The 25,874-nt window shown below is 46.7% G+C and carries 22 protein-coding genes; 2 read left to right on the forward strand and 20 right to left on the reverse strand.

Translation table 11 applies throughout. The features are described from left to right. Positions 1 to 108: 108 nt before the first annotated feature. The 5 genes from D6855_RS09860 to D6855_RS09880 all read right to left on the reverse strand — a co-directional run bounded on the left by D6855_RS09860 (position 109) and on the right by D6855_RS09880 (position 3,735). Positions 109 to 741, reverse strand: a complete 633-nt coding sequence (locus D6855_RS09860; protein WP_120740533.1) for a hypothetical protein — start codon at positions 739 to 741, stop codon at positions 109 to 111. Then, the gene (locus D6855_RS09865; protein WP_120740535.1) at positions 738 to 1,583 is read right to left on the reverse strand and encodes a metal ABC transporter permease; all 846 of its coding nucleotides are present in this window, start codon (positions 1,581 to 1,583) and stop codon (positions 738 to 740) included. The genes D6855_RS09860 and D6855_RS09865 overlap by 4 nt, the downstream gene beginning before the upstream one ends. After that, positions 1,576 to 2,298, reverse strand: a complete 723-nt coding sequence (locus tag D6855_RS09870; RefSeq protein WP_120740537.1) for a metal ABC transporter ATP-binding protein — start codon at positions 2,296 to 2,298, stop codon at positions 1,576 to 1,578. Before D6855_RS09870 ends, D6855_RS09865 begins: the two co-directional genes overlap by 8 nt. Before the next feature lie 14 nt (positions 2,299 to 2,312). After that, complete coding sequence (locus D6855_RS09875) at positions 2,313 to 3,338, reverse strand: metal ABC transporter substrate-binding protein (protein WP_120740539.1); 1,026 nt, start codon at positions 3,336 to 3,338, stop codon at positions 2,313 to 2,315. Positions 3,339 to 3,423: 85 nt separating this feature from the next. Then, entirely contained in the window at positions 3,424 to 3,735 is a 312-nt protein-coding gene (locus D6855_RS09880) for an AraC family transcriptional regulator (RefSeq protein ID WP_120740541.1), read from the reverse strand. A 155-nt stretch (positions 3,736 to 3,890) separates the two neighbouring features. On the opposite strand from D6855_RS09880, the gene D6855_RS16705 reads away from it, so the two are divergent. Continuing rightward, positions 3,891 to 4,067 carry a hypothetical protein gene (locus D6855_RS16705; RefSeq protein ID WP_158589505.1) on the forward strand — a complete coding sequence of 59 codons (177 nt, stop codon included), beginning with the start codon at positions 3,891 to 3,893 and terminating at the stop codon, positions 4,065 to 4,067. 86 nt (positions 4,068 to 4,153) lie between these two features. Here the strand turns inward: D6855_RS16705 and D6855_RS09885 are convergent, their stop codons facing one another. From D6855_RS09885 to D6855_RS09925, 9 genes are all read right to left on the reverse strand, one after another. Further along, positions 4,154 to 5,071: a DUF7916 family protein gene (locus D6855_RS09885; RefSeq protein ID WP_120740543.1), complete on the reverse strand. Its 918-nt coding sequence runs from the start codon at positions 5,069 to 5,071 to the stop codon at positions 4,154 to 4,156. A 19-nt stretch (positions 5,072 to 5,090) separates the two neighbouring features. Then, positions 5,091 to 7,163: an HD-GYP domain-containing protein gene (locus tag D6855_RS09890; RefSeq protein ID WP_120740545.1), complete on the reverse strand. Its 2,073-nt coding sequence runs from the start codon at positions 7,161 to 7,163 to the stop codon at positions 5,091 to 5,093. A 28-nt stretch (positions 7,164 to 7,191) separates the two neighbouring features. After that, entirely contained in the window at positions 7,192 to 7,788 is a 597-nt protein-coding gene (locus tag D6855_RS09895) for a 5' nucleotidase, NT5C type (protein ID WP_120740547.1), read from the reverse strand. A 25-nt stretch (positions 7,789 to 7,813) separates the two neighbouring features. Continuing rightward, positions 7,814 to 8,566 carry an alpha/beta hydrolase family protein gene (locus D6855_RS09900; protein WP_120740549.1) on the reverse strand — a complete coding sequence of 251 codons (753 nt, stop codon included), beginning with the start codon at positions 8,564 to 8,566 and terminating at the stop codon, positions 7,814 to 7,816. A gap of 48 nt (positions 8,567 to 8,614) precedes the next feature. Next, positions 8,615 to 10,213 (reverse strand): hypothetical protein, encoded by a 1,599-nt coding sequence (locus tag D6855_RS09905; protein WP_120740551.1) that lies wholly within the window; start codon positions 10,211 to 10,213, stop codon positions 8,615 to 8,617. Beyond that, the gene (locus D6855_RS09910) at positions 10,214 to 10,609 is read right to left on the reverse strand and encodes a PaaI family thioesterase (protein ID WP_120740553.1); all 396 of its coding nucleotides are present in this window, start codon (positions 10,607 to 10,609) and stop codon (positions 10,214 to 10,216) included. A 15-nt stretch (positions 10,610 to 10,624) separates the two neighbouring features. After that, positions 10,625 to 13,078, reverse strand: a complete 2,454-nt coding sequence (locus tag D6855_RS09915; RefSeq protein ID WP_120740554.1) for a carbohydrate binding domain-containing protein — start codon at positions 13,076 to 13,078, stop codon at positions 10,625 to 10,627. A gap of 84 nt (positions 13,079 to 13,162) precedes the next feature. Further along, entirely contained in the window at positions 13,163 to 14,368 is a 1,206-nt protein-coding gene (locus tag D6855_RS09920) for a BMP family ABC transporter substrate-binding protein (protein WP_120740556.1), read from the reverse strand. Continuing rightward, positions 14,365 to 18,069 carry an HD domain-containing phosphohydrolase gene (locus D6855_RS09925; RefSeq protein WP_158589506.1) on the reverse strand — a complete coding sequence of 1,235 codons (3,705 nt, stop codon included), beginning with the start codon at positions 18,067 to 18,069 and terminating at the stop codon, positions 14,365 to 14,367. The genes D6855_RS09920 and D6855_RS09925 overlap by 4 nt, the downstream gene beginning before the upstream one ends. A 201-nt stretch (positions 18,070 to 18,270) precedes the next feature. Between D6855_RS09925 and D6855_RS09930 the strand changes: the two genes are divergently transcribed. After that, complete coding sequence (locus tag D6855_RS09930) at positions 18,271 to 18,915, forward strand: DUF4867 family protein (RefSeq protein WP_120740560.1); 645 nt, start codon at positions 18,271 to 18,273, stop codon at positions 18,913 to 18,915. A 135-nt stretch (positions 18,916 to 19,050) separates the two neighbouring features. Here D6855_RS09930 and D6855_RS09935 read toward each other — a convergent pair whose 3' ends face one another. The 6 genes from D6855_RS09935 to D6855_RS09960 form a co-directional block, all read right to left on the reverse strand. After that, entirely contained in the window at positions 19,051 to 19,380 is a 330-nt protein-coding gene (locus tag D6855_RS09935) for a hypothetical protein (protein WP_147368135.1), read from the reverse strand. 118 nt (positions 19,381 to 19,498) lie between these two features. Continuing rightward, positions 19,499 to 19,960: a GNAT family N-acetyltransferase gene (locus D6855_RS09940; protein WP_199712434.1), complete on the reverse strand. Its 462-nt coding sequence runs from the start codon at positions 19,958 to 19,960 to the stop codon at positions 19,499 to 19,501. 24 nt (positions 19,961 to 19,984) lie between these two features. After that, positions 19,985 to 21,727, reverse strand: a complete 1,743-nt coding sequence (gene ilvD / locus D6855_RS09945; RefSeq protein ID WP_120740564.1) for a dihydroxy-acid dehydratase — start codon at positions 21,725 to 21,727, stop codon at positions 19,985 to 19,987. A gap of 45 nt (positions 21,728 to 21,772) precedes the next feature. Continuing rightward, positions 21,773 to 23,533 carry a sensor domain-containing diguanylate cyclase gene (locus tag D6855_RS09950; RefSeq protein WP_120740566.1) on the reverse strand — a complete coding sequence of 587 codons (1,761 nt, stop codon included), beginning with the start codon at positions 23,531 to 23,533 and terminating at the stop codon, positions 21,773 to 21,775. A 21-nt stretch (positions 23,534 to 23,554) separates the two neighbouring features. Continuing rightward, a complete protein-coding gene (locus tag D6855_RS09955) occupies positions 23,555 to 24,508 on the reverse strand; it encodes a GTP-binding protein (protein WP_120740568.1) in 954 nt (317 codons plus the stop codon). A gap of 67 nt (positions 24,509 to 24,575) precedes the next feature. Beyond that, positions 24,576 to 25,865 carry a GNAT family N-acetyltransferase gene (locus D6855_RS09960; protein ID WP_120740570.1) on the reverse strand — a complete coding sequence of 430 codons (1,290 nt, stop codon included), beginning with the start codon at positions 25,863 to 25,865 and terminating at the stop codon, positions 24,576 to 24,578. Between the last annotated feature and the right edge of the window lie 9 nt (positions 25,866 to 25,874).

A 25,874-nucleotide genomic window follows, 5' to 3' on the forward strand; every position in this document is an offset into this window, starting at 1 on the left:
CTATTTTGGTTTTTTCGAGCGTTTTATTTTAGTTTTTTCGAATGTTTTATTTTAGATTTTTCGAGTAATTTGTTTTAGGTATTTCGAATAACGCCTGTCAACAAATTACTATAGCACCAATCTGGCATTCCTCAACGTGCAATACAAGCCGCCGTCCTCGATGTAGGTGTCGAAGGTCCCCTCAACACAGATGGTATCCCCTTCTTCAGGATAGTCATCGGGAAAAGAGTAGTCCTCCGTCAGGCAAAATTCGATCCCCTGGGAACAGCACGCCGTGGCATCGGAGATAAAGCAGGCAAAATAGCGGTTTCCGGTAGCCTCGTCAAGATAAGGCACATACTGCCCCTTCATCTTGATGACCTTACCCTTGTAGTCGTCAGGCTTCATCATCATGTTGTAGACCTCGGAATAGACCATGGTGCTGGACAGAACTGTCAGGTCGACATCAACGCCCTCGGCCTTCGCAGACCCTGAAGCAGGCTCTGATGCAGGTTCCGCCGCGGGCTCCAACGCCTCTGAGGCAGGCTCCTCCAGGATGATAGAGACTTCTTCAGCAGCCTCTTCAACCGGCTCCGAATCCTCCAGCGTCGCCTCGCTCTCCTCTATCTTCTGGAAAAGAACTTCATCCACGCTACTACTATTCTGGATATCCCTGGACGCCTCATCATCACTGCTACCACAACCTGCCACTCCCAGCGTCACGCAAACCGCAAGTACAGCTCCAATCCATCTCTTCCTCATGCCCTGACACCTCCAAGCACTCCGCCCATTACCCAGCAGATTCCGAAGGCAGCGACATCCACCGCCACGATCGTTGATCCCACCGGGGTTCCGGCCAGTATCGATATCACAATCCCAAGAAACGCGCACAGCACGGACAAGAGTGCCGAGCACACAGTAACCATCTTGAAATTGCTAAAGAGCCTCATGGCCGAAAGCGCTGGGAATATCACAAGGGCAGAGATTAAGAGCGACCCAACAAGGTTCATGGCAAGGACGATGATAACCGCGATGACCACAGCCACCAGCAGGTTGTAGGAATCCGCCCTGGTCCCCACAGCTCTCGCAAAGTCCTCATCAAAGGTCACAGCAAAGATCTTGTTATAAAACAGCACAAATATCACCACCACAGCCACAGACAGCACCGCGCACAGCCACACTTCCCCACTGGTAAGGGTCAGGATCGAAGTAGACCCAAACAGCGTGCTGCACACATCCCCTGTCAGATTCGCAGAGGTGGAAAAGACATTCATCAGAAGATAACCAAAAGCCAGCGCCCCGACAGATATCATGGCAATGGCCGCATCTCCATTGATCTTGGCGCCCTGCCCCGTCCTAAGGAGCAGCACAGCGCACACCACCGTTACCGGCAGGATAATCCACATCTTATTGGTAAGCCCCACAACCGTAGCGATTGCCATTGCCCCAAAAGCCACGTGGGACAGTCCGTCTCCGATATAAGAGAACCTCTTAAGCACCAGTGTAACTCCAAGAAGTGAAGAGCACAGCGCGATCAGCACTCCCACGATAAGCGCGTACCGAACAAACGGGTACTCCATATACATAGTCAGCTTCTCAAGCATAGTCCCTCACCCCCTCATTCATATACTGGAAAAGAAATCCTCTCCCCGCATCACTTTTCAGATACCCGTCCTTGCTTCCAAAGTACATCTTATCTCCGATGTGCAGGATGCTACTTGCGTACCTGACCGCAGCTGCGATGTCATGGGAGATCATGATGATGGTGATCCCATCTCTATTCAAACTTTCAATAAGCTCATACATTGACGCAGTAACCGCAGGGTCAAGGCCCGCAACAGGCTCGTCCAACAAAAGCACCTTTTGTGTGGCACACAGAGCCCTTGCAAGGAGCACCCTTTGCTGCTGTCCCCCGGAGAGCTCTCTGTATGGGCGATTCTTTAGGTCCAAAATCCCCATCCTCTCCATGTTACTTACGGCCAGAGACTTCTCTTTTCCGTTATAAAACGGCCGAAGGCCGCATCGCCCCTGGCATCCTGAGAGCACTATCTCTCCCACGGATGCAGGAAAATCCTTCTGAATAGCGGTCTGCTGCGGAAGATACCCGATCTCACTGGCTTTGAGGCCGTCACCAAATTGGATGCATCCGCTGATTGGCGCCTTAAGCCCCAGGAGAGTCTTCATAAGGGTTGTCTTTCCAGACCCGTTTTCTCCCACAATGCACAGGTAATCCCCAGTATTTACGCTGAAATTAAGATCTTTTACTATCACGTTTGTGTCATAGCCAAGCGACACATCCGATGCGGTGATCAAAGCCATTGCTTTCCTCCTTCTTAGTTAAGAGCCTCGGTAAGAGTGCCAAGGTTTGCTTCCATGATTCCAAGATATGTAGTGCCACCCTGCACGTCCTTGGCAGTTGTGGACTGCATTGAGTCCATAGTGAGGATCTTCTGATCCTTGCTCTGTGTGTTCTGAACGATGGTCTCAGCGATCCTGTGGTCAGGTCCTTCGATGGTCAATACAGTGCCAAGTCCCAGCTCATCTACCTTTCCTGAGAGAAAAGAGATTGTCTCGAAGCTGGCTTCTGTCTCAGCAGAGCAGCCTACGAAAGCCGCATAGTATGAAAGGCCATAATCATCTGTCATGTATCTGAATGGGAATCTGTCTCCGAAAAGAACTGTATCCTTGGCAGAAGCTTTAACCGCCTCCTGATACTTTTTATCCAGCTCTTCAAGCTTTTGTACGTAAGCCGCAGCATTGGCATCATAAACAGAAGCGTTGTCCTGATCTAGGCTCTGGAGTGCCTTTGAAATGCTCTTGGTAAGAGTAGCTGCGCTTCTAAGAGAGAGCCATACGTGCTCATCGTACTCTACTTCCTCTTCCTCTTCTTCGCCCTCTTCATGCTCATGCTCGTGCTCTTCTTCCTCGGCCTCCATGCCTTCTACAACTTCCTCTTCCTTGACGCTGTCCCCAAGCTCGTCCAAAAGGTCGATAACAACCATATCCTTGTTGGTAGCTTCTTTCAGGGCATCTTCAACCCACTCGTCTGACTCGCCGCCAACATAGATAAAGAGGTCACACTTTGCGATCTTCATGATGTCCTCAGCTGTAGGCTGATAGCTGTGAAGATCAACGCCGTTATCAAGGAGCATTGTTACTTCAGCATCCTGCGCCTTATCACCAAGTACATTCATAACCCAGTCATACTCTGGGAAAATAGTTGTCACAATCTGAAGTTTTTCTGAAGGTTCAGCAACATCTGATGCTGCCTCCGCTGTAGAAACATGTTTTGATGCGCACGCACAAAGACAGCTGACCATCATCATGGCAGCCACAAGAACTGATATATATTTTTTCATAACCTTAATTCCTCCGTAATGTGTTTTTTCCACGACAAAAAGATCCGCGCCAAATAAGCGGACCACTCCTACTACGAAGGATTGATCAATTATTCATTCTTACCTTGGTTGAAACTGGTGTGCCAAGAATAACGGCACAAAATGAAATGATAACAGAACCAATAACAAGAACAACTGGCAAAACACCAGCTGCTATATGAAGGAAGCTTCCTCCAGCACCATTTAAAAGATTCTCGCACTGATGGATAGTCGCACAAACAGGACAGTCCTCTCCGGAACAGTCGTGGTGCGTATGAGAAACAACAAAGAACGATGCAAACAGCACAACAAACAGCACCATGATAGCCATGATGCCCGCAAGAAGCCTGTTTAGTTTATTCTCTGCGTTATGTCCCATGAATTTGCGCTCCCAAGTCAGATTCTATTCACAAACCCCTGTTGTGTCAATAAAAACTTCCCAAAGGCTTAATACACTTTTTAGAATATATAGTGTATGATTAATCCATAAGGTACAAGATGTTGTGTTTGTTGTTAGAAACGGAGGAAAAAAGTATGGAAAAATCCGTAGCAAAAACAATGAGCGGGAAGCATGTTCCAGCAACTATTACAGCCGTAAAGATAGGCGAACGTTACCTTGATCCCATGTATGTTAAGCTCAAGATCTTTGACTATGCAGCTATGGGCATTGGCATCTTCGTAATGGGAATCCTGTTTACCCATCTACTCTGATCTTACCAAGAACCCCTTGAACAAGCTTTTTCATCCAAATCCTACAAATAATGTTAAAAATGGGGCTGCCCAGGCAGCCCCATTTATTATCTCCTTACACTGGCAGCCATCCTGTGATAGGTATGGCGAATGCCGCGAATACTGATGCTGTATGCCATTATGTTCTTAGGAACAGCAATTCCCGGATGTCCGCTGTCTCCGATGTGATGGATGTCGGTTCCAGTCTGCTTGCACATAATAGCTATCTGTTTGATGGTCTCCTCATCTGTGCCCTCCTGGCTGGTGCCAATGGCGGTCATGGAGAGCTTGCCCTTCTTGTGGATGTAGCTAACCCTCTCTCTTGCCCATTCCATGGTGATTCCTGGAACGGTACCAGGTGCTGGAAGAAGGATTATATCTGCCCCTGCATTTGCAAAGGCGTCGATGTCTTCCATAGTGAGAATTGCATCTGCTCCCTCAGTGATGACGCCAGCAGCGTGCATCTTGCCTGATGCGATGATCACGTCGTCGCCAACGGCCTTCTTTATCTCTTTGATGGCATCGAGGATGCCCTCATTTGTTACTCCAATACCGGGATTTCCGGTAATCAGGATCATGTTTACGCCCATGTCTCTGGCGCGGATAGCGTTCTCTGCGTTAGCTACTCTTCCCTTTGTAAGAGCCCAGGGATTATCAGATCCTTCAACGATCTTGCCTGGTTCAAGGTTTATGGCAAGGGGAAGGCCTGTGAGTTTCTTCATAAGCCATACAGTATCTTCCGGCTCATGGGCTGGAAGTCCCTTAACATCAGGATTCCATACGTCAAAGATATTGCACAGGATAAAGTCAGAGCCAAAAGCAGCGCAGAGTTCAGCATTTGAAACATCCTCGCACTGGGGAGGAAACATTCCTATGCACTCTGTCACAATGGTTCTTCCTTCGCTCTCAGCGATAGCGCTAAGGAGCTCGTCTTTCCCCATCTTTTCAAAATCACTGGCAAAACTGTTTAAGACTCTTTTTCCCATGGTGCCTATACCTCTATTCTCAATAGATAGTTGCTATGTTAGTCAGGGCGCACTGGTCTCCTGTGATATATACGTACAGATTCTTGGTGCCATCAGTGATAGTGGTGATATTCTTGATGGCTACGCCGTGGTTCTTGGTCTTGGTAACTATGACGTCGCCCTCTCTCTTAAAGGATACGTTGGCATCGTAGCCCTTCTTGTTCGCCATTTTCCAGGCTTCCCAGCCCTCAAAGTCATCGTTGAAGTTTACGATGAGCCTGTTCTCTGATATTCCAAGGGAATCCCAGTTCTCGCCGTCAAACCTGATAAGAGCGTATTCCCTGTAATTCTTGCCATCCTTCTTGCCGTCATCTGATGAATAAATTACAAGGTAAGGACAGTGCCAGATGAGCCTTGCTGTAGGAAGTGACATGGTGTGGAACTTAAACCTCAGGGCCTCTCTAAGAGGAACTCCCTCAGTTGAAGCACTCCTGAAGCCGTCGATCTGAAGGTTTGGAAGGTCTCCAACTGGTCCGTCAATATATGTGATCTCTTCAGCAATTCTCTTTATATAATCCTCTGAAACAGGCTTCGCGTCTGTGCTTATGGATACGTTTGTCACATGGCAGAAGTCTCCTGTAAGAGAGATGTACGCATACCTTGATGTATCTGGCATTGCGATGACAGTCTTCCTGCTACCTGTCCTTGTTGTTACTGTTATCTGGGTGTGATCCTTGACCTTAACGGCCTCGATATCGAACTCTACAGCGCCCTCTGGATCCTCTGCTGCGGATAAAGAACCTTCGCTGGAATTAAAGGTAGTCTCGATGTTTCTTGCACCCTTATTAACTACATCGCCCTCAAGCCAGATTTCTGTGTACTCAAGGAAGCACAGTCTCCTGGCGGTCTCTTCGTCGGTGTGAACTCTGCCATCCAAGGAATCAAACAGGATAAGAGATGGGCCTTTAGCGTGAGGTCCACCGGATTTTAGCTTGCTTGACTTAAGATGGATCCTGGTTATGTGATCAGAAAGGAGCACTCCGTCGGAGATGTCATCTCTGTATTCATCAAATATGATCTCGTTTCTGCCAGCCAACTCTTTTACAGGAGCCTTCTCTCTCATGTCGTAGTTAACATCAGCATCGATGAGGTACTGCATGAGTTTGGTGATCTTCGGATCAAACTGGGTTCCTGCGCCCTTTACGATCTCTTCTCGTATGAGCTGCTGTGGAATAGCCTGTCTGTAGCTTCGGTTAGAAGACATAGCGTCGTAGGCATCTGCCACAGATATGATCCTTGCTATCTCTGGGATATCATCGCCCTTAAGGCCATCCGGATAGCCCTTTCCATCGTATCTCTCGTGATGGTAGTGGGCACCAATGCTAAGGAATGGGTACTCTCCGATACTGTTGAGGATCTGATTACCCTGTCCGGGATGATCCTTGATAATATCATACTCATCTGTGGTGAGCTTGCCTGGTTTATTGATGATAGCGTCTGGAACGCCAATCTTACCTACGTCGTGGAGAAGACCAGCGTAGTATATCTTCTTGCACTCGTCCTCATCCTTGCCAAGCTTTCTAGCAAGCATCTCTGAATACTCCGCAACCCTGATGGAATGGCCATGGGAGTACTTGTCCTTAGCGTCGATTGAATTAACAAGTGCTGTAGCTGTCTGATCAAAGAGACGACTGATCTCGTTCTTCTGCTCAGTGAGGATCTTCACCTGATTCTCCTGATACCTGTCTACACGCTTGTAGATTATATAAATGATAGTAATAGCGATTATGGCAAAAAGATTCGTGAAAATGCCTGGAATACTTGCAGCACTGTAGCCGCTCAAAAAACTCCTGAGCTGCATTGGAAACTGAAGTACCAAAAATACCAATGAAGTGATATATCCGGTCTTTTTATACAGGATTACCAGAAAGATCACTATGAGATTGGTAAGTGAAGATAAAACTCCCGTAAAGGAAGCTATAGGAATCTCGCCTCCGGGCACAACGATAACGCCTTCCGCCCTGGACAACATTGGAAGAAAAACAGAAGCCACAAGATAGAGAGCTATAAGAATAAAATATAAGAAATTTATCTTTGTCTTTTCGTTCCTCATACTACCTAGTATAGCATATATGCGCCGTTTATATTACATGCTCTTTTATAAATTTCCAATCAGGGGAGCGGGTAAAATTGTCCCCTGGTAGTTCACAGTCTCTGTTCCATGGCCTGTCAAAGAGCATAACCTTAAGATCTGGCAGGTGTTCAAAGAACTTGAAAGCCTTTGGAGAATCCTCGATAGCGTAGTCAAAGTGCATCTTGTAGTAGTCTTCTAGCTCCAAGTTGTACTCGCTATCCTCGTAGAAGAAGTCCCTTCCGTACTTGTTAAGGAAGTATAGTGGAACCCGGTCAAGGCCGTGCTCATCAAGCCATCTTCTTGAAGGCTCGTAGGTGTTGTAGGGACGACCTGTGATGATGCTGACTTCATGCCCCTGATCGAGCCATCCGTTTACTGTCTCGGATGCTCCAGGTGCCTCATCATAGGACAAAAGAACTTCTGGCCTATGAACTTCGTGCATGAGCCTGTCGTAGTCCTCAGGACTTAGGTTAAAGGTCTTAGCTATATCAAAAAAGTAAAACTCGTTGTATGTTACCGTGCTTCCAAACATCTTGTGGGCACAGTCAACGATGGTCTTGGCGGTTTCGCTAAGACAGTCGTCAAAATCAATGTATATCTTCATGTTATCCTCCAAAGGATTATAGTCTTTATCTTTCAGCTAAGAAGGCCTTGATGGCATCTACCACCTGATCAAGGTGCTTGTTGTAGCAGTGGTCATCTCCGTGAATAGTCACGAGCTTAGCGTCATTGTATAGCTCTGAAGCCTTAACGCCGTAGGAATAAGGAACTGCCTCGTCCTCATCTCCGTGAATAATGAGAACCGGTCCCTTGTAGCGCTCTATCTCATCCTCTACATGGATAGTCTGGGCAACTCTTACATAGTCGCCGGATATCTCCCAGCCACCATCTGCTGATGGAATAGAATCAGGTATGTGCTGCGGATCAAAGGATGAACCAAGAATGCTGCCAGCTCTTGCGATCTCTGGGATCATCCAGGCTGGTGAAAGCGGAATAATGGCCTTGAAATCATCAGGGAACATTCCGGCTACGAGCATTGTAAGTAGTCCTCCCTGAGAATGTCCGCAGATATATAGGTCTGTTACAAAATCAAGAGTCTTAACATAATTCATAACGGAAATGGCGTTGTTGACCCACTTGTACAGGTTATGCTCCCTGAAAATGCCATCGCTCTTTCCGTGTCCGTACATCTCTACTCTAAGTACAGAAATACCGCACTCCTCAATAGCCTTCTGGGCTGCGATTATATGGTCTTCCTCCATGTGTCCGGTAAATCCGTGGATCAGAATGCAAAGTGGTCCTTTATCTGCTCCCTCCGGGCGGTCAAGCTTGGCATGAAGCCTTGTTCCGTCGCTGTTGATATAAAACTCCCTTTCCAACATCTCTTTTGCTCCCCTTTTATACCTTGTCCGGCCGAAGGCCGGCGATTTTTAGTAGTGATATGGATAAGCCTCTCCGCCAATTACCATATATGTATTGCTCTCCATGTCATAGACATTTACAAGCTTAAGCTCCCCTGATGCATATGCAAAGAACCTTGCATTCTCCATTACAGCCTTGCTGTCCTGGCTCTTTCCTACTGAATACAGGATGTTATCAACGATATAATAACACCTGTTTTCTAATGGATCCCAGTCCAGATCGTATGTTGAGAGCTCACTTCCCTCAGGCATCTCGAATACCCGTACAGGTTCTTTTCCGTAAGGAATATAGTAGATGTCCTTCCTGTCGCGAACCCATACTTCTGTAAGGTCCTCACTGCTCACAAACTCTGAAACATGGCTCTGGCACTGATAGATCGGAACCTGGCGGACACTTTTGCCGTCGTAGATCGCCTTGTAGACCACTCCGTCTTTCATAAACATGCATGCCGGGCCCTCGCTGGTAACGCAGGCCTCCTGAATATATGTCTTGTCAAACTCCTTAGTCATCTCTACAGCTGTAGGTTTCTTGCCAGTAAGGGCGTAGCACTTCTGGTTATCAGTGATCATCATGACATCAGAGAAACAATCCGTATCAACCACGTAGTCGTCCATGTAAAGATCCTGCTCCTGGATCGCCACGTTGTTAAGAATAAGCTTTGGGCTATCTCCCTTTACCAGGGTCGTTGGCTTTTTATCCCCAGCCCTGTAGTACTTGATGTTGTCCTTATCGTCCTCGTAGATGATCTGCTTGCAGTCTCTGTCAAGGTAATCGTGATCATAGCTCTTTTTACCAAGCTTGGTTACCTTGCCCTTGTGAAGGCAGTAATACTCGGTAGCCTTGTCGTAGGAAGAAAAGAAAATGGTCTCCCTGTCGTTGGATATGGTGATGATGCTCTTACAATTTTCTGTCTCGTGGATCTCTTCAGGAGTGGTGATTCCCTTTACGTGGATCTGAGTCCTGTCCTTGTTAAAGCTGTACACAAGGGTCTGTCCGTCAGGAGATATGCACACGCTCCAAAATGAGTTGCCCTCTGCGATCATGTGCTCTTTCTCATTTTCGATGTCGTAGATGTACGCTCTCTCCATATCCCCTTCTCTGCGCAGGTAAAAGAGATATCCACCGTCGAAGCACATTCCGGTGAGCATGCAGTTGTCCGTTATCGTTTTTGCATTAAGCTCAGCATCGATAAGGATAAGATTGGTGTCCTCATCAATGAATACAGCCTGTGAGCTGTCTATGTTCTTGGTCATTCGAAGGTTTGAGCCCTTCTCGTTTCTATAGTCCGTTACGACCTTGCCATCGGAGTTATAGAGATATCCGTGGGCCTGATAGATCTTGGGGCCATCGTAAGCTCTTTTCTGTGGGCCCTTAAAAGCGTAGTACTCGGGGTCCTTGGCCTGCTCCTCTTCCTTCTCCTGTTCCTTTTTGGCTTTGGCCTGTTCACGCTCCTTCTGAAGCTGCTCGGTTATAGGATTTGTGTATACGTCAAATTCCTTTTTAACCTCAGGGCTTATGTGAGTTATGAACTTATAACCTGCAAAGAGGGAAAGAGTCATAACCATGGCTGTTGCTATTATGATTAGTACTTTGGTGCTGTTTTTCATTTATACATGGGCTCCTGTGAATGATACTATGGCAATGAGCTTATCAAGGTCATCGGTCACTGACACCTCAAAAAAGCTGTTCCTCCTGCCATCTTTAAGAAGATGCGCCTCTGCAAAGAGCTTGCTGCCTTTGGACGCAGCAAGAAAGCTTGCCTGTCCCACAAGGCTAACTGTGGCGCACTCCTTATCATAATTGGACGCTACGGCAAAAGCGAAGTCAGCCAGGGTGTAGATGGCTCCTCCCATAATTCCGCCGTAAGCGTTTTTATGCTTGTCTGTAAGGACCATGCTGCACTTAGCGTAGTCCTGTCCTATCTCGTCGATCTCTATGCCAGAAAGCTCTGTGGCATAAAGGTCTTTGGAAAAAATCTCTCTAGCCTCTTCAAGTGATGCCATTTTTTATCTCCCCAATCAGTTAATCTCTTCCAGAGTTATATCATCAATAAACACGTCGTGCTTATCTGTGATCCTATCTCCCCCTACAGATCCAAGAGTTATGTTGAATCTTGCGTTTGTATCTGTTGGATACTCCATCTTAAACTCAGTAGATATTGTCTTCCAGTCCTTGCCAATTGCAACTGGCTCCTCAGTGTGGCTATAGTTGGTCCACTCGCCCTCATACTCCTGAAGTGAGTATGCGATCTTCCTGTCGATGGTGGACTTAGCCTTAAAGGTAAGCTTATAGGTCTTACCCTCAGTAAGTGTAACGCCGTCCTGGTTGAGCTGAACGTACCATGCATTGCCCTCATCAGTAGCCATTGTATCATCAATTGTGATGGCAAAGGCATTTTCATTGCCGTTCATGCTGTCGATCACATAGTTGGCTGTTACAGAATCGTAAACATATGGAGTAAAGCCTGAAAGGCCTGCGTTAAAAGAGCCGTTCTTAATTAGCGCAGACTCTCCAAGGAAGGTGTTGTCTACATAGTAGGTTCCCTTCTTGGTAAAGTGGATCTCAAAGTTTGAAGCTTCCTCTGCTACGTCGCTGTCAAAGGTGAGCTTTTCAGTGTATTCTTTGCTGGATGATTCAAGGGCAGGTGTTATCTCTTTTCCCGCAACGGTAAATGTAACGCCGTCAGTAGCGCCGCCTTCCTGCCTTGCGCTAAAGCTAAACTCATAGTCGCCCTTTGCGATTGGTGATAGGCCCTTCTGCTCAACGACAACTTCGCAGCTGTCTTCTGGAACAACAACTTTGAGCTCTCTTACGTTGTGGTCGTTGGTTACAGATACGTTCTCAGGATCCTCAATCTCCCAGTAACCAAGCCTCTTGTCGCCCTGGTCAAAGCTTCCATTGTAGATATAGTTGCCATCAGGCCTTATGGTCTTGGTCTCAGTTGTGATCTCTTCGCCTGATATGTGAGTCAGCTTAACGTTATTTATGGTTACAGGCGCCAGAGTGCCCATGTGGCCAAGGTTAAACTCTAGGGAGCCGTTGGCGTCGGTTTTCTCGTTCATGGTAAAGGTAAGGGTATAGGTCTTTTTCTCAGGGCCTATGGTAACAGGAGTGTCCTCAAAGTATCTGATCCAGCCTCTGTCCGGACCCTCCACGTCAACTGTGATCTCCCTTTCCTCTGTAGAGTATGCGTCAAAAGAGATCTCGTACTCCCATCCCTTGTACATAGGAATGTTCTCTTGCTTTAACTGAACTGCGTAGAATACAGAGCCTGCGGTCTTTGGAAGAAGGGTTATTCCTTCGTCTGAAAGCTCGTAGGTTGAACCGAAGGCGTCGGATTCAAAGTGGAACTTCCAGTTGTTTGGGTCAGCCTTCTCGGAGCGGTCAAGACCGATCTCCTCAGTAAATGTAGGGTTGTTTACAAAGTTGCCCTCAGCATCTGGCTCTCTGAATGTCACGTCCTCAACAGGGCGCTCAGCCACGTCCTCAGCTGCCTTATAAACTTCTGTATCCTTCTGATAAACCTTTACGTAGTCGACCTCGAATACCTTGTCGTTCATCTGCTCTTTTTCAGCATCTGAAGGGTATCCAACCCAGTTTCCGCCTACTGCAAGGTTAAGGATGATATAGAAATCCTGGTCAAATGGCGCAGGATATGTGATCTGATTGTCGTCATCTGTACCTGTGAACCAGTCTGATGTGGTGTAGATCTCCTCATCATCAACAAACCATGTGAGTTTGCCCGGTTCCCAGTCCACTCTGAACAGGTGGAAGTCGTCTGAGAAGCCGTTTGGCTCCACAGTCTTGATGCCCTGGTTCTCTCTGTGGCCGTCTCCTGAGCTGTAACCGTAGTGGATGGTGTGATAGCTCTTGGATGTATCCTGGCCCATGATCTCCATGATATCTACCTCTCCGCACTTAGGCCACTGACCGTACAGACCCTCGTCTGTTGCCATAAGCCAGAATGCAGGAAGATAGCCTTTTCCTGTAGGTACCTTGGCCCTTGCTTCAAAGCGGCCATAGGTGAAATCGTGCTTGTTCTGTGTAGTGATACGGCCTGATGTGATCTCCTCTTTTTCTCCATCATCTGTGGTGATCTTCTCGATGTGAGGCTTGATCTTCAGGGTTCCGTCTGAAACTTCGATGTTTCCTTCATCGATAGCTGTATATCTCTGAAGCTCTGCGTTTACCCAGCCAGGCTCATGGGTCTCCACGTTCCAGTCGCTGGTGTTTAGCTCATTTCCGTCAAACTCATCTTCCCATACAAGGGTGTATCCGTCCGCTTCTGATGATGCGTCTGTGGCAGGAGCTGCATCTGTGCTCTGATCTGCCGCGGGCTCCTGTGCCTGCTCTTCTGTAGCTGGCTCGCTTACAGTTTCACTTCCTGTACTTCCACAGCCTGTTACAAAGCCGCATACCAGGATAACAGACATGGTCATAGCTGCTACTTTCTTAAATGCGCGATTTTTCATAATTCTCCCTCTTATTGCAAAAAAATATACCTACAATTAAACATTGTAGGTATATTATAGCGTAATTTGTTGATTACTCCACTATTATCCTTCAATAACCGTAATGATATCCGGAATAATGTAATGGAACAGCGGATATGAGGTGTTTTCGTTCTCTACATAGCCGTTTCTAAGATCATAGGTATCTGATGCGTCGTCAGGATTAACGCCCGTAAAATCGCCTTTAAATACGAAATCCACCTTACCCTTATGGCGCTTGAACTTCTCAATGGCACTATTCACTGCTTCCTGTGTTCCAGGAGCGGCGTTCTGTAGGTTAAGATCGTCCATTTCAACCCATCCGTCTGCGTAGCCAGCGGAAACGTCTGATCCGTGAATATTTCCGGATACCTTTGATTCAATCTTCTTGTTCTCCATAACTGCGTCAACAGCAGGTACTACGTACTTTTCCCAACAGATCCTTGAGGAGACAAGCGCTGAAGCTGGTGCAACCTCAGACATACTCTGGTTGTAACTTACAAAGTAGACAGGTGTTCCATTTGCGGTCTCTTCTTCGCAGGCGATAGCAGGACCGATTGTATCAGTGTGCTGTGAAACCACAACGCAGCCATCACCTATGAGGGTCTGAGCTGCACTCTTTTCCAGAGCGTAGCTGCTCCAGGTGTGGGTGTAACAAACTTCCATCTTAGCATTAGGAACAACGCTCCTTATGCCAAGAATAAAGGCTGTATAGCCGGAGATTACTTCTGAGCTTGGATTAGCTGCAACAAAGCCCACAAGAGCCTGGTCAGGAGTAATGATTCCCTCATCTATCATCTGCTGGATCTTCATACCGGCCACGATTCCGCTTATGTACCTTGCCTGATATGCCTCACCCTTGAAGGTGTGGTAATTGGCAGGAACACTAACGCCGTTCATGTCCATATATGAGGTCTGGCAGAACTGTGTGTTTGGATATTCCGGAGCAAGCTTCATAACAAGCTCACTGTATCCGTTAAAGAAGATAATATCGCATCCTTTGGAAGCAAGGTCCCTAAGGGGCTCTTCCATATCCTCTTCAAGCACATTACTACAGGTAAGGATATCTACCTTCTCGCCATATTTCTTTTCAACTGCGTCTTTTGCAAGAGAGAAGTTGTAGGTGTAGGCTGTACTCTCGTCGTTGTCATAAATGAATCCCACCGTCAGATGCTCTTTTCCCCCAGAGAAATGGAAAACTCTGAAGAATACGATAAAGAAAGCCAGGATAGCCAGACAGGTTGCAACAGTTGTTATGTATAATCGCTTCATGCCTCTGTCCCTCCTTCCTCTTTCTTAGGTTCATCAGGTTTGGCGGATTCAGCCTTTGGCTCTTCGGCAGGCTTTGCCGATTCTGCCTTCATTTCTGCCTCCTGGATCTTCCTGTCTTCTTCCACTCGGCGCTTAAGCTCTTCGCTCTGTTCCTGGTCAGCCTGATCGATCTCAGCCCTCTTCTGAGCGTAGATCTCATCAAGGTTGATAACCTTTTTATCAAGGAGTCTGAAGAATGCATCCAGGGCATCAGGATCAAACTGGGTTCCACGGCCCCTTAGCATCTCATTCATAACATAGCCTGTATCCATGTGATTTCGATATACACGGTTTGAGGTCATGGCGTCAAAGGCATCTGCGACACCGATGATACGTCCAAACAGAGGGATCTCTTCGCCCTTAAGTCCGTCCGGATATCCCTTACCATCGTATCTCTCGTGATGGTATCTGGTTCCTTCCTCAACGTGTTCAACCAGTGTGAAGTCCTTGAGGATCTCGGCGCCTCTTATTACGTGGGACTTCATCTTGGCGTATTCATCATCCGTAAGCCTTCCAACCTTGTTAAGAACGCTGTCAGGTACGGCGATCTTACCGATATCATGCATCTGGGCAGCTTTACGAAGGTTGGACAGCATCCTGTTCTTCTGCCACCACTTAAAGCAGTTCATCTCCTCTGCGATAAGCACTGAGTATTCAGCAACTCTAAGAGAGTGCTGGTGCGTACGCAGGTCCTTGGCATCGACCGCGTTCGCTATAGCCATGACTGTCTCATTGGCCATATTGATCTTGATCTGCTGCTGGTTGAGCTGTCTCTGAACGATGAGCCATGTGAACCAGATCATTATCATGGACAGGATCAGCAGTATGTAGAAGGTGAAGAAAGGCTGTTCGTGGAACTCGCCCTCTTTTACCATCGGGAACTTACGCTCCTCAAGAACACGCTCTCCCGAGCTGTCAAAGATAGCCAGGCGGAAGGTGTAGTTTCCTGCTGGGAGATTCACGTAGTTAATGCTGTTTAAGCTGTTCTGTGGAACTATTGTCCACTGGGTATCGTAGCCATCAAGAAGATAACCAACGTTAGGCTCCTGGATGGTGTAGTTTAATATCTCAGGACCAAGCTCTACGCGGTTTACGCCCTGTCTTACAGTGATTGTTCCTCTGTTATCTATTGGCTGTGGTACGCCGTCAAGATTTACAGATGCCAGCTGCATCCTGTAGGAACGAACATCGCTGTTGTATTTTTCAACGTCGATCTTGTAAACACCGGTATCGCAAGGAAGGAGAAGCTCTCCGTTGTCGTTGTAGTAGTTCCAGGAGTTAGCTGTAAGGGAGGTTCCAAGTCCTCTTCTTGCATCCAGAAGCTCCCATGCGATCTGACCGCCCTCAACGAGCTCATCACGCTCTACTACGTAAATACCTGCACTGGACATAACGAAGAGAGTATCCTCATCCTTAACCCAGATATCGTAGTTGTTGAAATATGGGAATTTATCCAGCACTCTTATAGATCCATCAGTATCCAGATAGCAAAGGCTGTTACTTGTTACTACAAATACTCCGTCTGTCTTAGGATCTTTTATTGTTCTAAGGATAACGCCGCTGCTAAGGCCGTCATCGCGGGTTATCATCTTTTCAACCTTGCCATCTCTAAGAACCGCGATTCCATCGCCGTCAGTACCCGCAAGGATCGTTCCATCACTTCTCTCAGTAACTGTAAGGATCATGGAGTTTATAAGTCCGTCCTCATGGCCAATGGTCCTTGTTACCTGATGGTTCTTGATAAAGCTTATGCCGGTATCGCCAGCTGCCATCATGGTTCCGTCAGAAAGCTGTGTAACGATACGTGCACGGTTACCAAAGCTTCCCTTCTCAGCGCTGTACTCCCAGCTCTCTCCGCTCTTGGAATACTCCCAGAGTCCGCTTCCGTAGGTACATACCCACAGATGATCCTGATCATCTACATACATACAGCGGATACGCTTGCCCTGAAGTTCTGAAGTAAGGGTGTTGTGTATCTGGTCGTGACAGGCCTTATCAACAACATCGAGGCCGGCGTCAGTACCAATATAGTAGCATCCCTGCCATGCAACGATGGCATTTACGACCTGACGCTCCATACCGATGGATCCGTAGATATCCTTGAATGGAGACTTCGCAAGGCGAAGCAGGCCAAGTCTTGAAGATGTAAACCACAGATTCCCCTGATAATCGCAGAGCATGTGGTCTATGGAATTATCAAAGTCATTGGTGTTGATCCTGTGATAGCCGTTATCATCCACGTAGGATACGCCACTATCAGTTGAGATGAACATAGTGCCATCCTCAAGGAAGTTCAGGTTGTTGATGCTGGCAACGCCGTCGCAGGTCAGCATACTTACGTAGTTGAACTTATCTCCAAATACGTCGTAGGTGTATATGTGATTGGTTGAAGATCCAACCTTAAGCTTTCCATCTGGAGCAAAACAGCAGCTCTTAAATACTTCTGCATCCCCAGGAAGCTTTAAAGAAGCAATGACTGCTCCGCCCTTCATAAGAAAGAGTGTACCGTCCGATGATACAGCAACCACATGGGCATATTTATCAGAAGTGATGCTCTCTGCGTAGTTTACTTCAGTAAGTGTATTGGCTGGTTTAAGGCCGTTGTTCATCATGAGAACCTGCATGCTACTGCTGGTTCCGATGTAGTAGTATCCATCTGTAGCTCGAACTATGCTTCGTACAGAGTTGGAAGGAAGGCCACTGGACTGGTCAATGACATTTACAAGTTTTTCCCTGATAACGATAGAAAGACCATTGTCGTTGGTTCCAATCCACAGACGTCCCTCTTCATCAACGTAGAGGCAGTTTACGTTTTTAACTGATTCATATTCATCTACCCAGCGGAATTCTCTGCCGTTGTAGCGATAAAGGCCCGCGTAGGTTCCAATCCACAGAACACCATCATTGGTCTGGGCAATATCATTAGCTTCGCCACATGGAAGACCATTGTTACTGCTATAGATGCTCTGAACATAGTCGTTATAATCGGATGTGCCAGTCTTGGATCCCGATGCAGCCTGTACATTTAATGGAGCGAGCATGCTCATTCCAAGCACGATGCAAAGTGCAACGGCGGTATGTGCTGTTGTACCCTGGAGCTTTTTCTTTTCCTCGTTCTCATTGTGATTCCAGCGTCTTAACCTGATAAGCACATATGCAACAAATACTGTCAGGAGCTTATCTGCAAACTCAAGTGACAACTGTCCCAGAACTTTGCACACAAATGGAGGCCAATCCCTCTCAAGCAGATATTCGATAACGCCATTTCCCCATTTGTTACCTGTATAGCCATTGTCAAATATAAAATTGATAGGAACTGACACGATCAGAGATCCCAGCATTGCATATGAAGCGGTCTTCATAAAGCCGTAGAAACGGTCAAACCACTTCTGGTGCGCTGCTATGCCTATGATCACGCCCAGGATTATACTTGTCAGTGAATATGCCGCCGAAAGGCGATTGACTACGCAATATGCGAGATTTCCCGTGGCACCAACTAAAGCGCCTACAACTGGTCCCCCGTAAAAGGCTGCCAGCGCTGTGCCAAAAGAGTCCAGCCATAGAGGCAGTTCCAGCCATGTAGCAAAGAGCTTGCCCACTATATTCAAACTAACGCACATTGCAATAAACAGAATAATTTGCCAGGTTTTTCTTTCTTTCATACGTCTCATCCCCTCATGAACCAAGCAGAAAAAATAACTAGCTAAAACGTTAATTTGTTTATCGATAATCATATTGTAGTATTTTTATTTGACAAATCCAAGCAACATTTGAAAAGAAATTGCAAGCAAATGGTTGGCAACTCCCGGCCGATAGCACTAATATAGTATTTGACAATATATTTTTGTAGAAGGGAGAAGGATATGAAAATATATAATGTGACAGATCCTGAGTTTACCAACTATGGCAGGATCATCGAGGGGTACGAAGAAGAAAAGAAGGCAATCGTAGAGGCGCTTAAGTCAAGCACTCCAGTCCCAGAGGGAACAGATTATGTAGCTGAGGAACCAGCTCTTCAGTCTCTTGCAGCTGCTGATTCTATCACAAACAGCCTCTTTGGCGGCTCACCAATGCAGTTTGGATGGTGCAACGGACACAACACCAAGCTCAACTGCCTTGAGTATCACCGTTCATCAGAGATCAACCTTGGCTCTACAGACTTCATCCTCTTACTTGCTAAGAGAGAAGAGATCGTAGATCACAAGATCGATTCCAGCAAGGTTAAGGCTTTCCTTTGCCCAGCAGGCACAATGATCGAGGTTTATGCTACAGCTCTTCATTATGCTCCATGCCAGGCAAGCAAGGATTCCGGATTCCAGGTACTTGTAGGACTTCCTAAGGGAACTAACGTAGGTAAGCCTGATTTCGAGCCAAAGAATCAGGAAGATCGCCTTATCACAGCAACCAACAAGTGGCTTCTTGCTCACGCTGAGTCAAGCGAAGCTAAGGACGGCGCTTGGGTAGGCATAACCGGCGTAAACATTGATATTGCTGGGGATCTTGCATAATTCAACATCTATTGTTATTTAATAAGACAACAAAAAAGTTGGGGCAGATATCTGTCCCAACTCTTTTTATGTGGAGTTTTATGTTTAGGCTTATTAGGTGTTTTGAGGTGCCAAGATGGCATCTCAAAACATATATCAAGCTGCTGGAGTCGTAGACCCATGCGTTGATTTCTTTTTCTTGCTCTCCTTCTCTTCTTCCTTCTTTTTGTTCATGATGGAAGTGTATCCATAGTGAAATACAACTATTGATAGCATTATTCCAAAAATCGCAGCCATGAAAGCATTGGCTGTGAGTACATCTGCCAATGTCAGTACCAGCCCCAGGAATATTAAGAATACTCCAAACGGGCCGTGTGACTTCTGCCTGTCATTACCATCTCTGTGGAAATATGCGAATCCTACGCATATGCCTCCCAGGAAAATAAAGATGACCCCCAGACATAAAAGTCCGAAAAATATCTTCATATCCACACTCATTATCCAGTTTCTCCCCCGTGCTAATGCACACCCCAATTTTGTTATTAGTATAACATTTTAGCCCGGTAAAAATGTGAACATTCTCTGATTTTTCTTTGATTCCGCCTTAGTTTTTGGGCCTTTCGAGGACCATGCATTCTGTAGAAGCAGTAAAGCCAAGGGATTCATACAAAGGTCTTCCCAGAGTTGTGGCATCCAGGCTGATTTCTGTGGCGCCTCTTTTCCAGGTATCCTCAATCAGCATATTAACCATTTTCCTGGCAATACCCTGTCTTCTGTAGTCATCAGCTGTATATACGTTCATCAGATGGGCTCTGTTTCCAGATGGGTGTGAAAAGGTTGGCATGATCCTGATAAAGCTCATGGATGCGCATCCTATAGCCCTGTCTCCGTCTATGGCAAGAACTGTGACCTGATCTCCATTCAGGAAATAGTCCCTGCTGTAATCTACAATCTCCCTGGAAAACTCGTAAGTTTCATCCAGATTGTTAACTACTTTCAGCATTTCAAGTCTGCTGCTCATAAGAAGTTCAATATCCTTAGCTGTTGCAATCTTGTACTCTATCATATCTCCCTGCCTTTTTTCATACTTTTACCCTATATATGCCCCTTTCATCGGGCTTACTGCATGCTCCGCAAAGAGCTTTAACACTCCCTTTGTGTACTTGCTCTTTTTAGGCACCCATTTCCCAGCTCTTGCCTTTAGGATTTCGTCTATCTCTTCGGGAGTCTTCCTCTCTCCCTTAACTCCAACGATATCGAGTTTCCTCTCAAATACGTCAAGCTCTATGAGGTCCCCTTCTTCCACCAGGGCTATTGGTCCTCCTGATGCTGCTTCCGGAGAACAGTGCCCAATAACAGGGCCTGTGGATGCTCCTGAGAACCTTCCGTCAGTAATAAGGGCTATGGATCTTCCAAGCTCTTTATCAGAGCTTATGGCCTCAGAAGTGTAGAACATTTCAGGCATTCCGCTGCCCTTAGGTCCTTCATATCTGATAAATACAGCATCGCCCTTTTGAACCTTGTGGTGAAGCACCGCATCAAGACACTCCTCTTCAGAATCAAAGGGCCTTGCGTTAAGAACAGCCTTCATCATCTCCTTAGGGCATGCTGTGTGCTTTATTACAGCTCCCTCTGGGGCAAGATTGCCCTTTAGGATAGCGATACTGCCATCTGTGCCAATAGCATTGTCATAGGGCCTTATAACGTCGTTTTTTGAGACGTTTACGCTATAGCGCCTGTTAAAGTCATCAAGGCCCTCTTTGCATCTTTCATAGAACCCGTTTTCTTTAAGATCCTTAAGGTTCTCTCCAAGGGTTTTACCTGTAACAGTCATTACATCAAGGTGAAGGTGATCTTTTATCTCCTCCATAATCTGCGGAACCCCGCCAGCGTAGTAAAAGCACTCAGCAGGCCACTTACCAGCAGGACGGATATCCAGAAGGTAGTGTGCTCCGCGATGGAGCTTATCAAATGTATCACCGTCAATCTCTATTCCAACTTCGTGGGCTATGGCAGGCAGATGCATAAGCGCATTGGTAGATCCTGAAATAGCTGCGTGTACAAGGATCGCGTTCTCAAAACTTTTCTTTGTAAGGATGTTAGAGGGCTTTAGCTTGTCGTTTCCTGCAATTGTCGCTGCATGTTTGCCGGATCTGTAGGCGATATCCAGTAGCTCTTTTCCCTCCGCAGAAAGTAGGGCGCTTCCAGGAAGTGCAAGGCCCAGAGCCTCAGCCATTATCTGCATGGTGGATGCGGTTCCGATAAAAGAGCATGCTCCGCAACCGGGGCAGGCATTTGCTTTTGCCCAGTTTAACTTATCCTCGCCGATCTCGCCCCTTTCAAACCTTGCGCTGTACATTCCAAGCTGCTCAAGGGTCAACATTTCAGGACCGGCTTTCATGACGCCTCCCGGGATGAACACAGAAGGGATATCCACTCTCAGCATGCCCATGAGGTTTCCAGGTACGGATTTATCGCAGCTTGCAAGGTAAACACCCGCATCAAAAGGCGTTGCAAAGGCCTGTATCTCGATCATGTTGGCCATCATCTCGCGGCTTGCAAGGCTGTAGTTTATGCCGTCTGTGCCCTGGCTCTCGCCGTCGCACATATCTGTGCAGTAATACCTTGCTCCGTGGCCGCCAGCGTCGTTTATGCCCCTTATGGCCTCATCTGCAAGGTGCTTTAAGTGCACGCTTCCAGGGTGGCTGTCTCCAAAAGAGCTCTCCACATAGACCTGGGGCTTACCCAGATCCTCACTTTTCCATCCGGTTCCAAGGCGCAGCGGATCAAGCTCCGGCGCAAGCTTTCTCATTTCCTGACTTTGTAGCTCCATATTTATGTCCTTATCTGCTCTGGTCTTAGCTTCGCCAGATCATTGTCACTTGGCGACCACGCGGTTTCTGCCGCCTTCCTTAGCTGCGTAGAGGTTCTCGTCAGCTCTTTTTATAAATGATTCCATGTCGTCACCAGCTCTTGCCTCTGTGACGCCAAAGCTCATGGTGATGTGCCCTACAGTGGCATATTTGTTGTCTTCTATCTGGGTCCTTAAAACTTCTGCGTGCTGCCTTGCACTCTCAAGGTCAGTATCCGGAAGGGCGTATATGAACTCCTCACCGCCCCAGCGGCCAAACACATGCATCGGGCCAAGGTTCTCTTTTACAATGTCCACGGACTCCCTAAGGACCATATCTCCCACGTCGTGACCATAGGTGTCGTTGACGTGCTTGAAGTGGTCGATGTCCATAAATATAAGGGAAACTGGGGACTTGCCTGGCTCGCTCATCTCTAAGATATCGCCAAGCTTATGCTCAAGCTCCCACCTGTTGTAGATCTTGGTCAGACGGTCTGTATAGGCGATCTTGCCAAGCTCCTTGTTTATGGAATCAAGCTCTATGGAAGTTCTCTCAAGAAAATGAAGAATCCTGTCCACAAACGGGATAAACTCGCGCTCATCCTCTGCGGTCTTGGTATCTTTGAGGAAATTTATGCATGGCCTTACTTCGTCGGCAACATTTTTCTCCTCCGACAGTCCAACAGCTACCAGTGAGCTGTTTAAAGCTCCTCCGCCGCCTTCAGCAGGGAAAAAGAGCTCTGCATATCCGAAAGCCACTGAAGCCTGCGGCGCAAACTCTAAGAATCTTTCAACCTCTTTATACGCCTGATCCTTAAGGAACCTGACTCTGTTGCCACATTCAAAGATATACAGAGCCTCTGGCTTAAAGTCCTGAAGGCCCTTTATGGACCTTCCTATGATGTGGAAGAGATTTTCAGGAACTCCGTAAGAGAGCCTGAAGGTCTCACCCTTTATAATATCCGCCGTAAAGCGGATTGAGCCATCTTCTCCATAGCCTGAAGGAACTCGTGCAACCAGGCAGTCTTTTCTGTGAAATACAAATGGGAATTCGCAGGTGTTCTCTACGAAATACTTGTTAGGTTTTACATTCAGATACTTGGAATAGACCTCCACTGCGGGCTTGTGGTCTATGGTTGCTATGACGTTGTCGCCATCTGTCTTGGTGACCAGCATCTCCACTCCGATTTCCTTAAACCCGAGGCAGTTATCCATGTACAGATGGAGGTTGTCACTTGCAAATATCACGGTTACAATGCCGTTTTTGCTGGCTCTTTTGCCATAAACCTTAAAGTCATTGAGGGCTCTGATGCTTCGTCCGGCCTTGGCACCAAATATCGGAATCTGGTGGTGGCTAAACTCATTGGTAAAAGAGTGAATAGTGGCACTGCTACATGAATAGCAGACCTGCATGCACTTTGCATCCGGGAAGTACTCAAGCTGCTCGTTGACCATTCGGCCTGCAACGAAGCCTGTGGCATACTGAAGATCAAAATCCAGCTCGATCAGCTTGGTGTCTTTAAAGAACGTGGCGTTAAGCTCGATGGGACAATCCTTGATATCGTACTCCTCATCGGCGATATTGGCACATGTAAAGCCTATCAGACAGGCGTTGCTGCAATTGGCATTGATATAATCAACCATGGCGTCGTCATCTGCGTCAATCTTGGGATTATTCATCTGAAGCAGAACTCCGCTGGCATTTTTGTAGTCTTCGCTCTCTGTGATCTGCGATACTACGTCTTTTAACTCATCAAGGGTGTGAAACGTGTATTTCTTCTGGATCATAGCTGTGGCCCTCCCACAAAGTCAAAGTGAAACTACTGAACAATAATCACGCCATATCTCGTTGATGTATTCCTTGTTTAAATTCTCTCCAATTATTATGATAACGTTTCTGCTACTGACCACTGGACTTGTCTTTATCTCTTCCTCTGTGGCGTTTATCTGAAGCTGGGTGTCTTCTGCAGTTTTGACAAAGCCCTTTACTCTTATGACCTTTCCGGCATTTTCGTCGGTGAAAAGAGCTTGTACCGTGCTCTTTAGTTTATCCTCCGGCATTTCCACATCAAAATAGAAAAGCGGAAGGTACTGTTTTTCCTCTATCTGGAGCTTTTTGTATGAGGATTTGCGGTATCCAGCGTTTTGGATCGAAGTAAAGTCATGTTCTGTCAGGGCATCAAATGGCTTGGCAATAATGTCCCTGGCCTCGTCAAACCTGGCGCTGCAGCCATAGTCCTCCATGGTCTTATTGATGAAGGCGGAGATTGCTGCTACGTCTGTATCTGCCGTCATCTTGCTAAAAATAAGCTTTCCTGCCCAGGCTATCTCTGACATAAAGAGGTACCTTGCGGTATCCTCAAGCATCATGGTGGTTCCAGCATCCACGATAGCTATAACGCTTCCAATCTCGTACCACCGATCCAGTGGTTCATCGTACAGAACATCAAAGAATTCATCAGCGTCGTAGATCCCAGAGGGCTCAATGATAACTCTTGTGTAGTCACTCATGCCCATAGAGATCAGCTTGGTCCTGAACCTTCGCCTGTGGGCTTCCTTGCCATCGCCGCCAACTATCATCTCCAGGTTGCAGTTTTCCCCAAGAAGATCCTGAAGTAGCACCATATCGATGTTTACAGCGCCGTAGTCATTCTCAATAATGGCAATCTTCTCGCCCCTGCCAAGCAGGTATTTTACATATTCTCTTATGAATGTGGTCTTTCCGGAACCCAGAAAACCTGTAATAAGATCAATCTTTACCATGGTTTAATTGTAATATTATGCATAAATAAAAAAAAGCCCACAATTTTGTGGGCTTTTGAAAGTCTATTCACTTTTTCCTGCAGATGTATAAAAGATGGTTGGTATTGCCTAAAAGCTCCCTCTTTTCTGATACAGAAAGATACCACTTAGCCATCTTCTCAAACTGCTCATCTGTAAACGAAAAGTCCGGTCTGTGCTCGATCGGCTCTATGAGGCCATCAACTCCTGTGGTTGTAACATACTCTACAGGCTTGTCAGCAAACAGCTCCTCGAATTCTGCAACATCATAGCCAGTAAACAGCTGCTCTTTGAAATGCTTTACCTTGTAGTCCTCAGTAAAGTTCTCTTCCTCTCCTACAGACCAGTTGCCATAAAAGTAGTTTGAATACATTATCGCATAAACAGAGATAAACGCAAAGAAAATTACCCCTCCTGGCCTTGTAACCCTGATGGCTTCATCGATTGCCTTGCCTACCTCTTCCGGCTCGTAGAGGTGGTATAAAGGTCCAAATACAAGAGTTACATCAAATGTATCATCAGAAAGGCTATCAAGGTTTGTAGCGTCCCCCTTAAGAGCCTTAAGGTTATCTAATCCCTTGCTGTTTTCACGCAAAATCTCCAGGTTCTTGTCAACCAGCTCAACTGCTGTGACATCCATGCCCTCTTTGGCAAGCGCTATGGAATATCTGCCTGTTCCTGCACCAACCTCAAGGACTTTGGCGCCCTTACTTGCGTATCTGTGGATATAGTTCATGGTTGTGGCATACTCAAGTCTTCCGTGTACGCTCCTCTCAAGGCGTCCATCCTCCTCATACTGGGTATAGAACTTGCTGACGATCTCCTGCCTTGAATCCTCACCACTTATGGCGTTTATCCTGGTAAAATACTCTGTTTCATTCTCATGGTGGATATACGCGCCGTTCTTTTGCTGAACGCGAAGGCTGGCTGGGTTATCCTTGTTAACACTCATGTACACCTCGTGAATGCACATCTGTCTTGCCTTATCAAGTGCCATAGAAAGCGCCTTGGTAGCATATCCCTTACCTCTGTACTTCTTGGATACGCAGTAGCCTATATGTCCCGGTCCCTCTCTTAAGAAGTCATTTAAGCAGTGACGAAGGTTCACTACTCCCACATATGTATCTCCATCAACTATTACAAAGGTTGTATCAGGTACAAAGCCCTCTGGGAGCTCTTTGCCCAAGGTCCAGTTGCGTTTTTTCTCGATCCAACCTAAAAATTCATCGTAGCTGTAGCCGTATACGTTGTTGATATAACCGTTCTCATTCTGAGGGAAGGACATATACAGCTCATAAGTCTTCTTGTAATCTGAATCCTGCACTCTAATCAGTTCCATAATCTCTCC

The organism is Butyrivibrio sp. CB08 (assembly GCF_003625485.1).
In the GTDB taxonomy this organism is placed as follows: domain Bacteria; phylum Bacillota; class Clostridia; order Lachnospirales; family Lachnospiraceae; genus Butyrivibrio.

What these genes read in the sequence shown, in the direction of transcription:
- D6855_RS09860 (WP_120740533.1), bottom strand. Translation starts at nt 741, where the DNA reads ATGAGGAAGAGATGGATTGGAGCTGTACTTGCGGTTTGCGTGACGCTG.
- D6855_RS09865 (WP_120740535.1), bottom strand. Translation starts at nt 1,583, where the DNA reads ATGCTTGAGAAGCTGACTATGTATATGGAGTACCCGTTTGTTCGGTAC.
- D6855_RS09870 (WP_120740537.1), bottom strand. Translation starts at nt 2,298, where the DNA reads ATGGCTTTGATCACCGCATCGGATGTGTCGCTTGGCTATGACACAAAC.
- D6855_RS09875 (WP_120740539.1), bottom strand. Translation starts at nt 3,338, where the DNA reads ATGAAAAAATATATATCAGTTCTTGTGGCTGCCATGATGATGGTCAGC.
- D6855_RS09880 (WP_120740541.1), bottom strand. Translation starts at nt 3,735, where the DNA reads ATGGGACATAACGCAGAGAATAAACTAAACAGGCTTCTTGCGGGCATC.
- D6855_RS16705 (WP_158589505.1), top strand. Translation starts at nt 3,891, where the DNA reads ATGGAAAAATCCGTAGCAAAAACAATGAGCGGGAAGCATGTTCCAGCA.
- D6855_RS09885 (WP_120740543.1), bottom strand. Translation starts at nt 5,071, where the DNA reads ATGGGAAAAAGAGTCTTAAACAGTTTTGCCAGTGATTTTGAAAAGATG.
- D6855_RS09890 (WP_120740545.1), bottom strand. Translation starts at nt 7,163, where the DNA reads ATGAGGAACGAAAAGACAAAGATAAATTTCTTATATTTTATTCTTATA.
- D6855_RS09895 (WP_120740547.1), bottom strand. Translation starts at nt 7,788, where the DNA reads ATGAAGATATACATTGATTTTGACGACTGTCTTAGCGAAACCGCCAAG.
- D6855_RS09900 (WP_120740549.1), bottom strand. Translation starts at nt 8,566, where the DNA reads ATGTTGGAAAGGGAGTTTTATATCAACAGCGACGGAACAAGGCTTCAT.
- D6855_RS09905 (WP_120740551.1), bottom strand. Translation starts at nt 10,213, where the DNA reads ATGAAAAACAGCACCAAAGTACTAATCATAATAGCAACAGCCATGGTT.
- D6855_RS09910 (WP_120740553.1), bottom strand. Translation starts at nt 10,609, where the DNA reads ATGGCATCACTTGAAGAGGCTAGAGAGATTTTTTCCAAAGACCTTTAT.
- D6855_RS09915 (WP_120740554.1), bottom strand. Translation starts at nt 13,078, where the DNA reads ATGAAAAATCGCGCATTTAAGAAAGTAGCAGCTATGACCATGTCTGTT.
- D6855_RS09920 (WP_120740556.1), bottom strand. Translation starts at nt 14,368, where the DNA reads ATGAAGCGATTATACATAACAACTGTTGCAACCTGTCTGGCTATCCTG.
- D6855_RS09925 (WP_158589506.1), bottom strand. Translation starts at nt 18,069, where the DNA reads ATGAAAGAAAGAAAAACCTGGCAAATTATTCTGTTTATTGCAATGTGC.
- D6855_RS09930 (WP_120740560.1), top strand. Translation starts at nt 18,271, where the DNA reads ATGAAAATATATAATGTGACAGATCCTGAGTTTACCAACTATGGCAGG.
- D6855_RS09935 (WP_147368135.1), bottom strand. Translation starts at nt 19,380, where the DNA reads ATGAAGATATTTTTCGGACTTTTATGTCTGGGGGTCATCTTTATTTTC.
- D6855_RS09940 (WP_199712434.1), bottom strand. Translation starts at nt 19,960, where the DNA reads ATGATAGAGTACAAGATTGCAACAGCTAAGGATATTGAACTTCTTATG.
- ilvD (WP_120740564.1), bottom strand. Translation starts at nt 21,727, where the DNA reads ATGGAGCTACAAAGTCAGGAAATGAGAAAGCTTGCGCCGGAGCTTGAT.
- D6855_RS09950 (WP_120740566.1), bottom strand. Translation starts at nt 23,533, where the DNA reads ATGATCCAGAAGAAATACACGTTTCACACCCTTGATGAGTTAAAAGAC.
- D6855_RS09955 (WP_120740568.1), bottom strand. Translation starts at nt 24,508, where the DNA reads ATGGTAAAGATTGATCTTATTACAGGTTTTCTGGGTTCCGGAAAGACC.
- D6855_RS09960 (WP_120740570.1), bottom strand. Translation starts at nt 25,865, where the DNA reads ATGGAACTGATTAGAGTGCAGGATTCAGATTACAAGAAGACTTATGAG.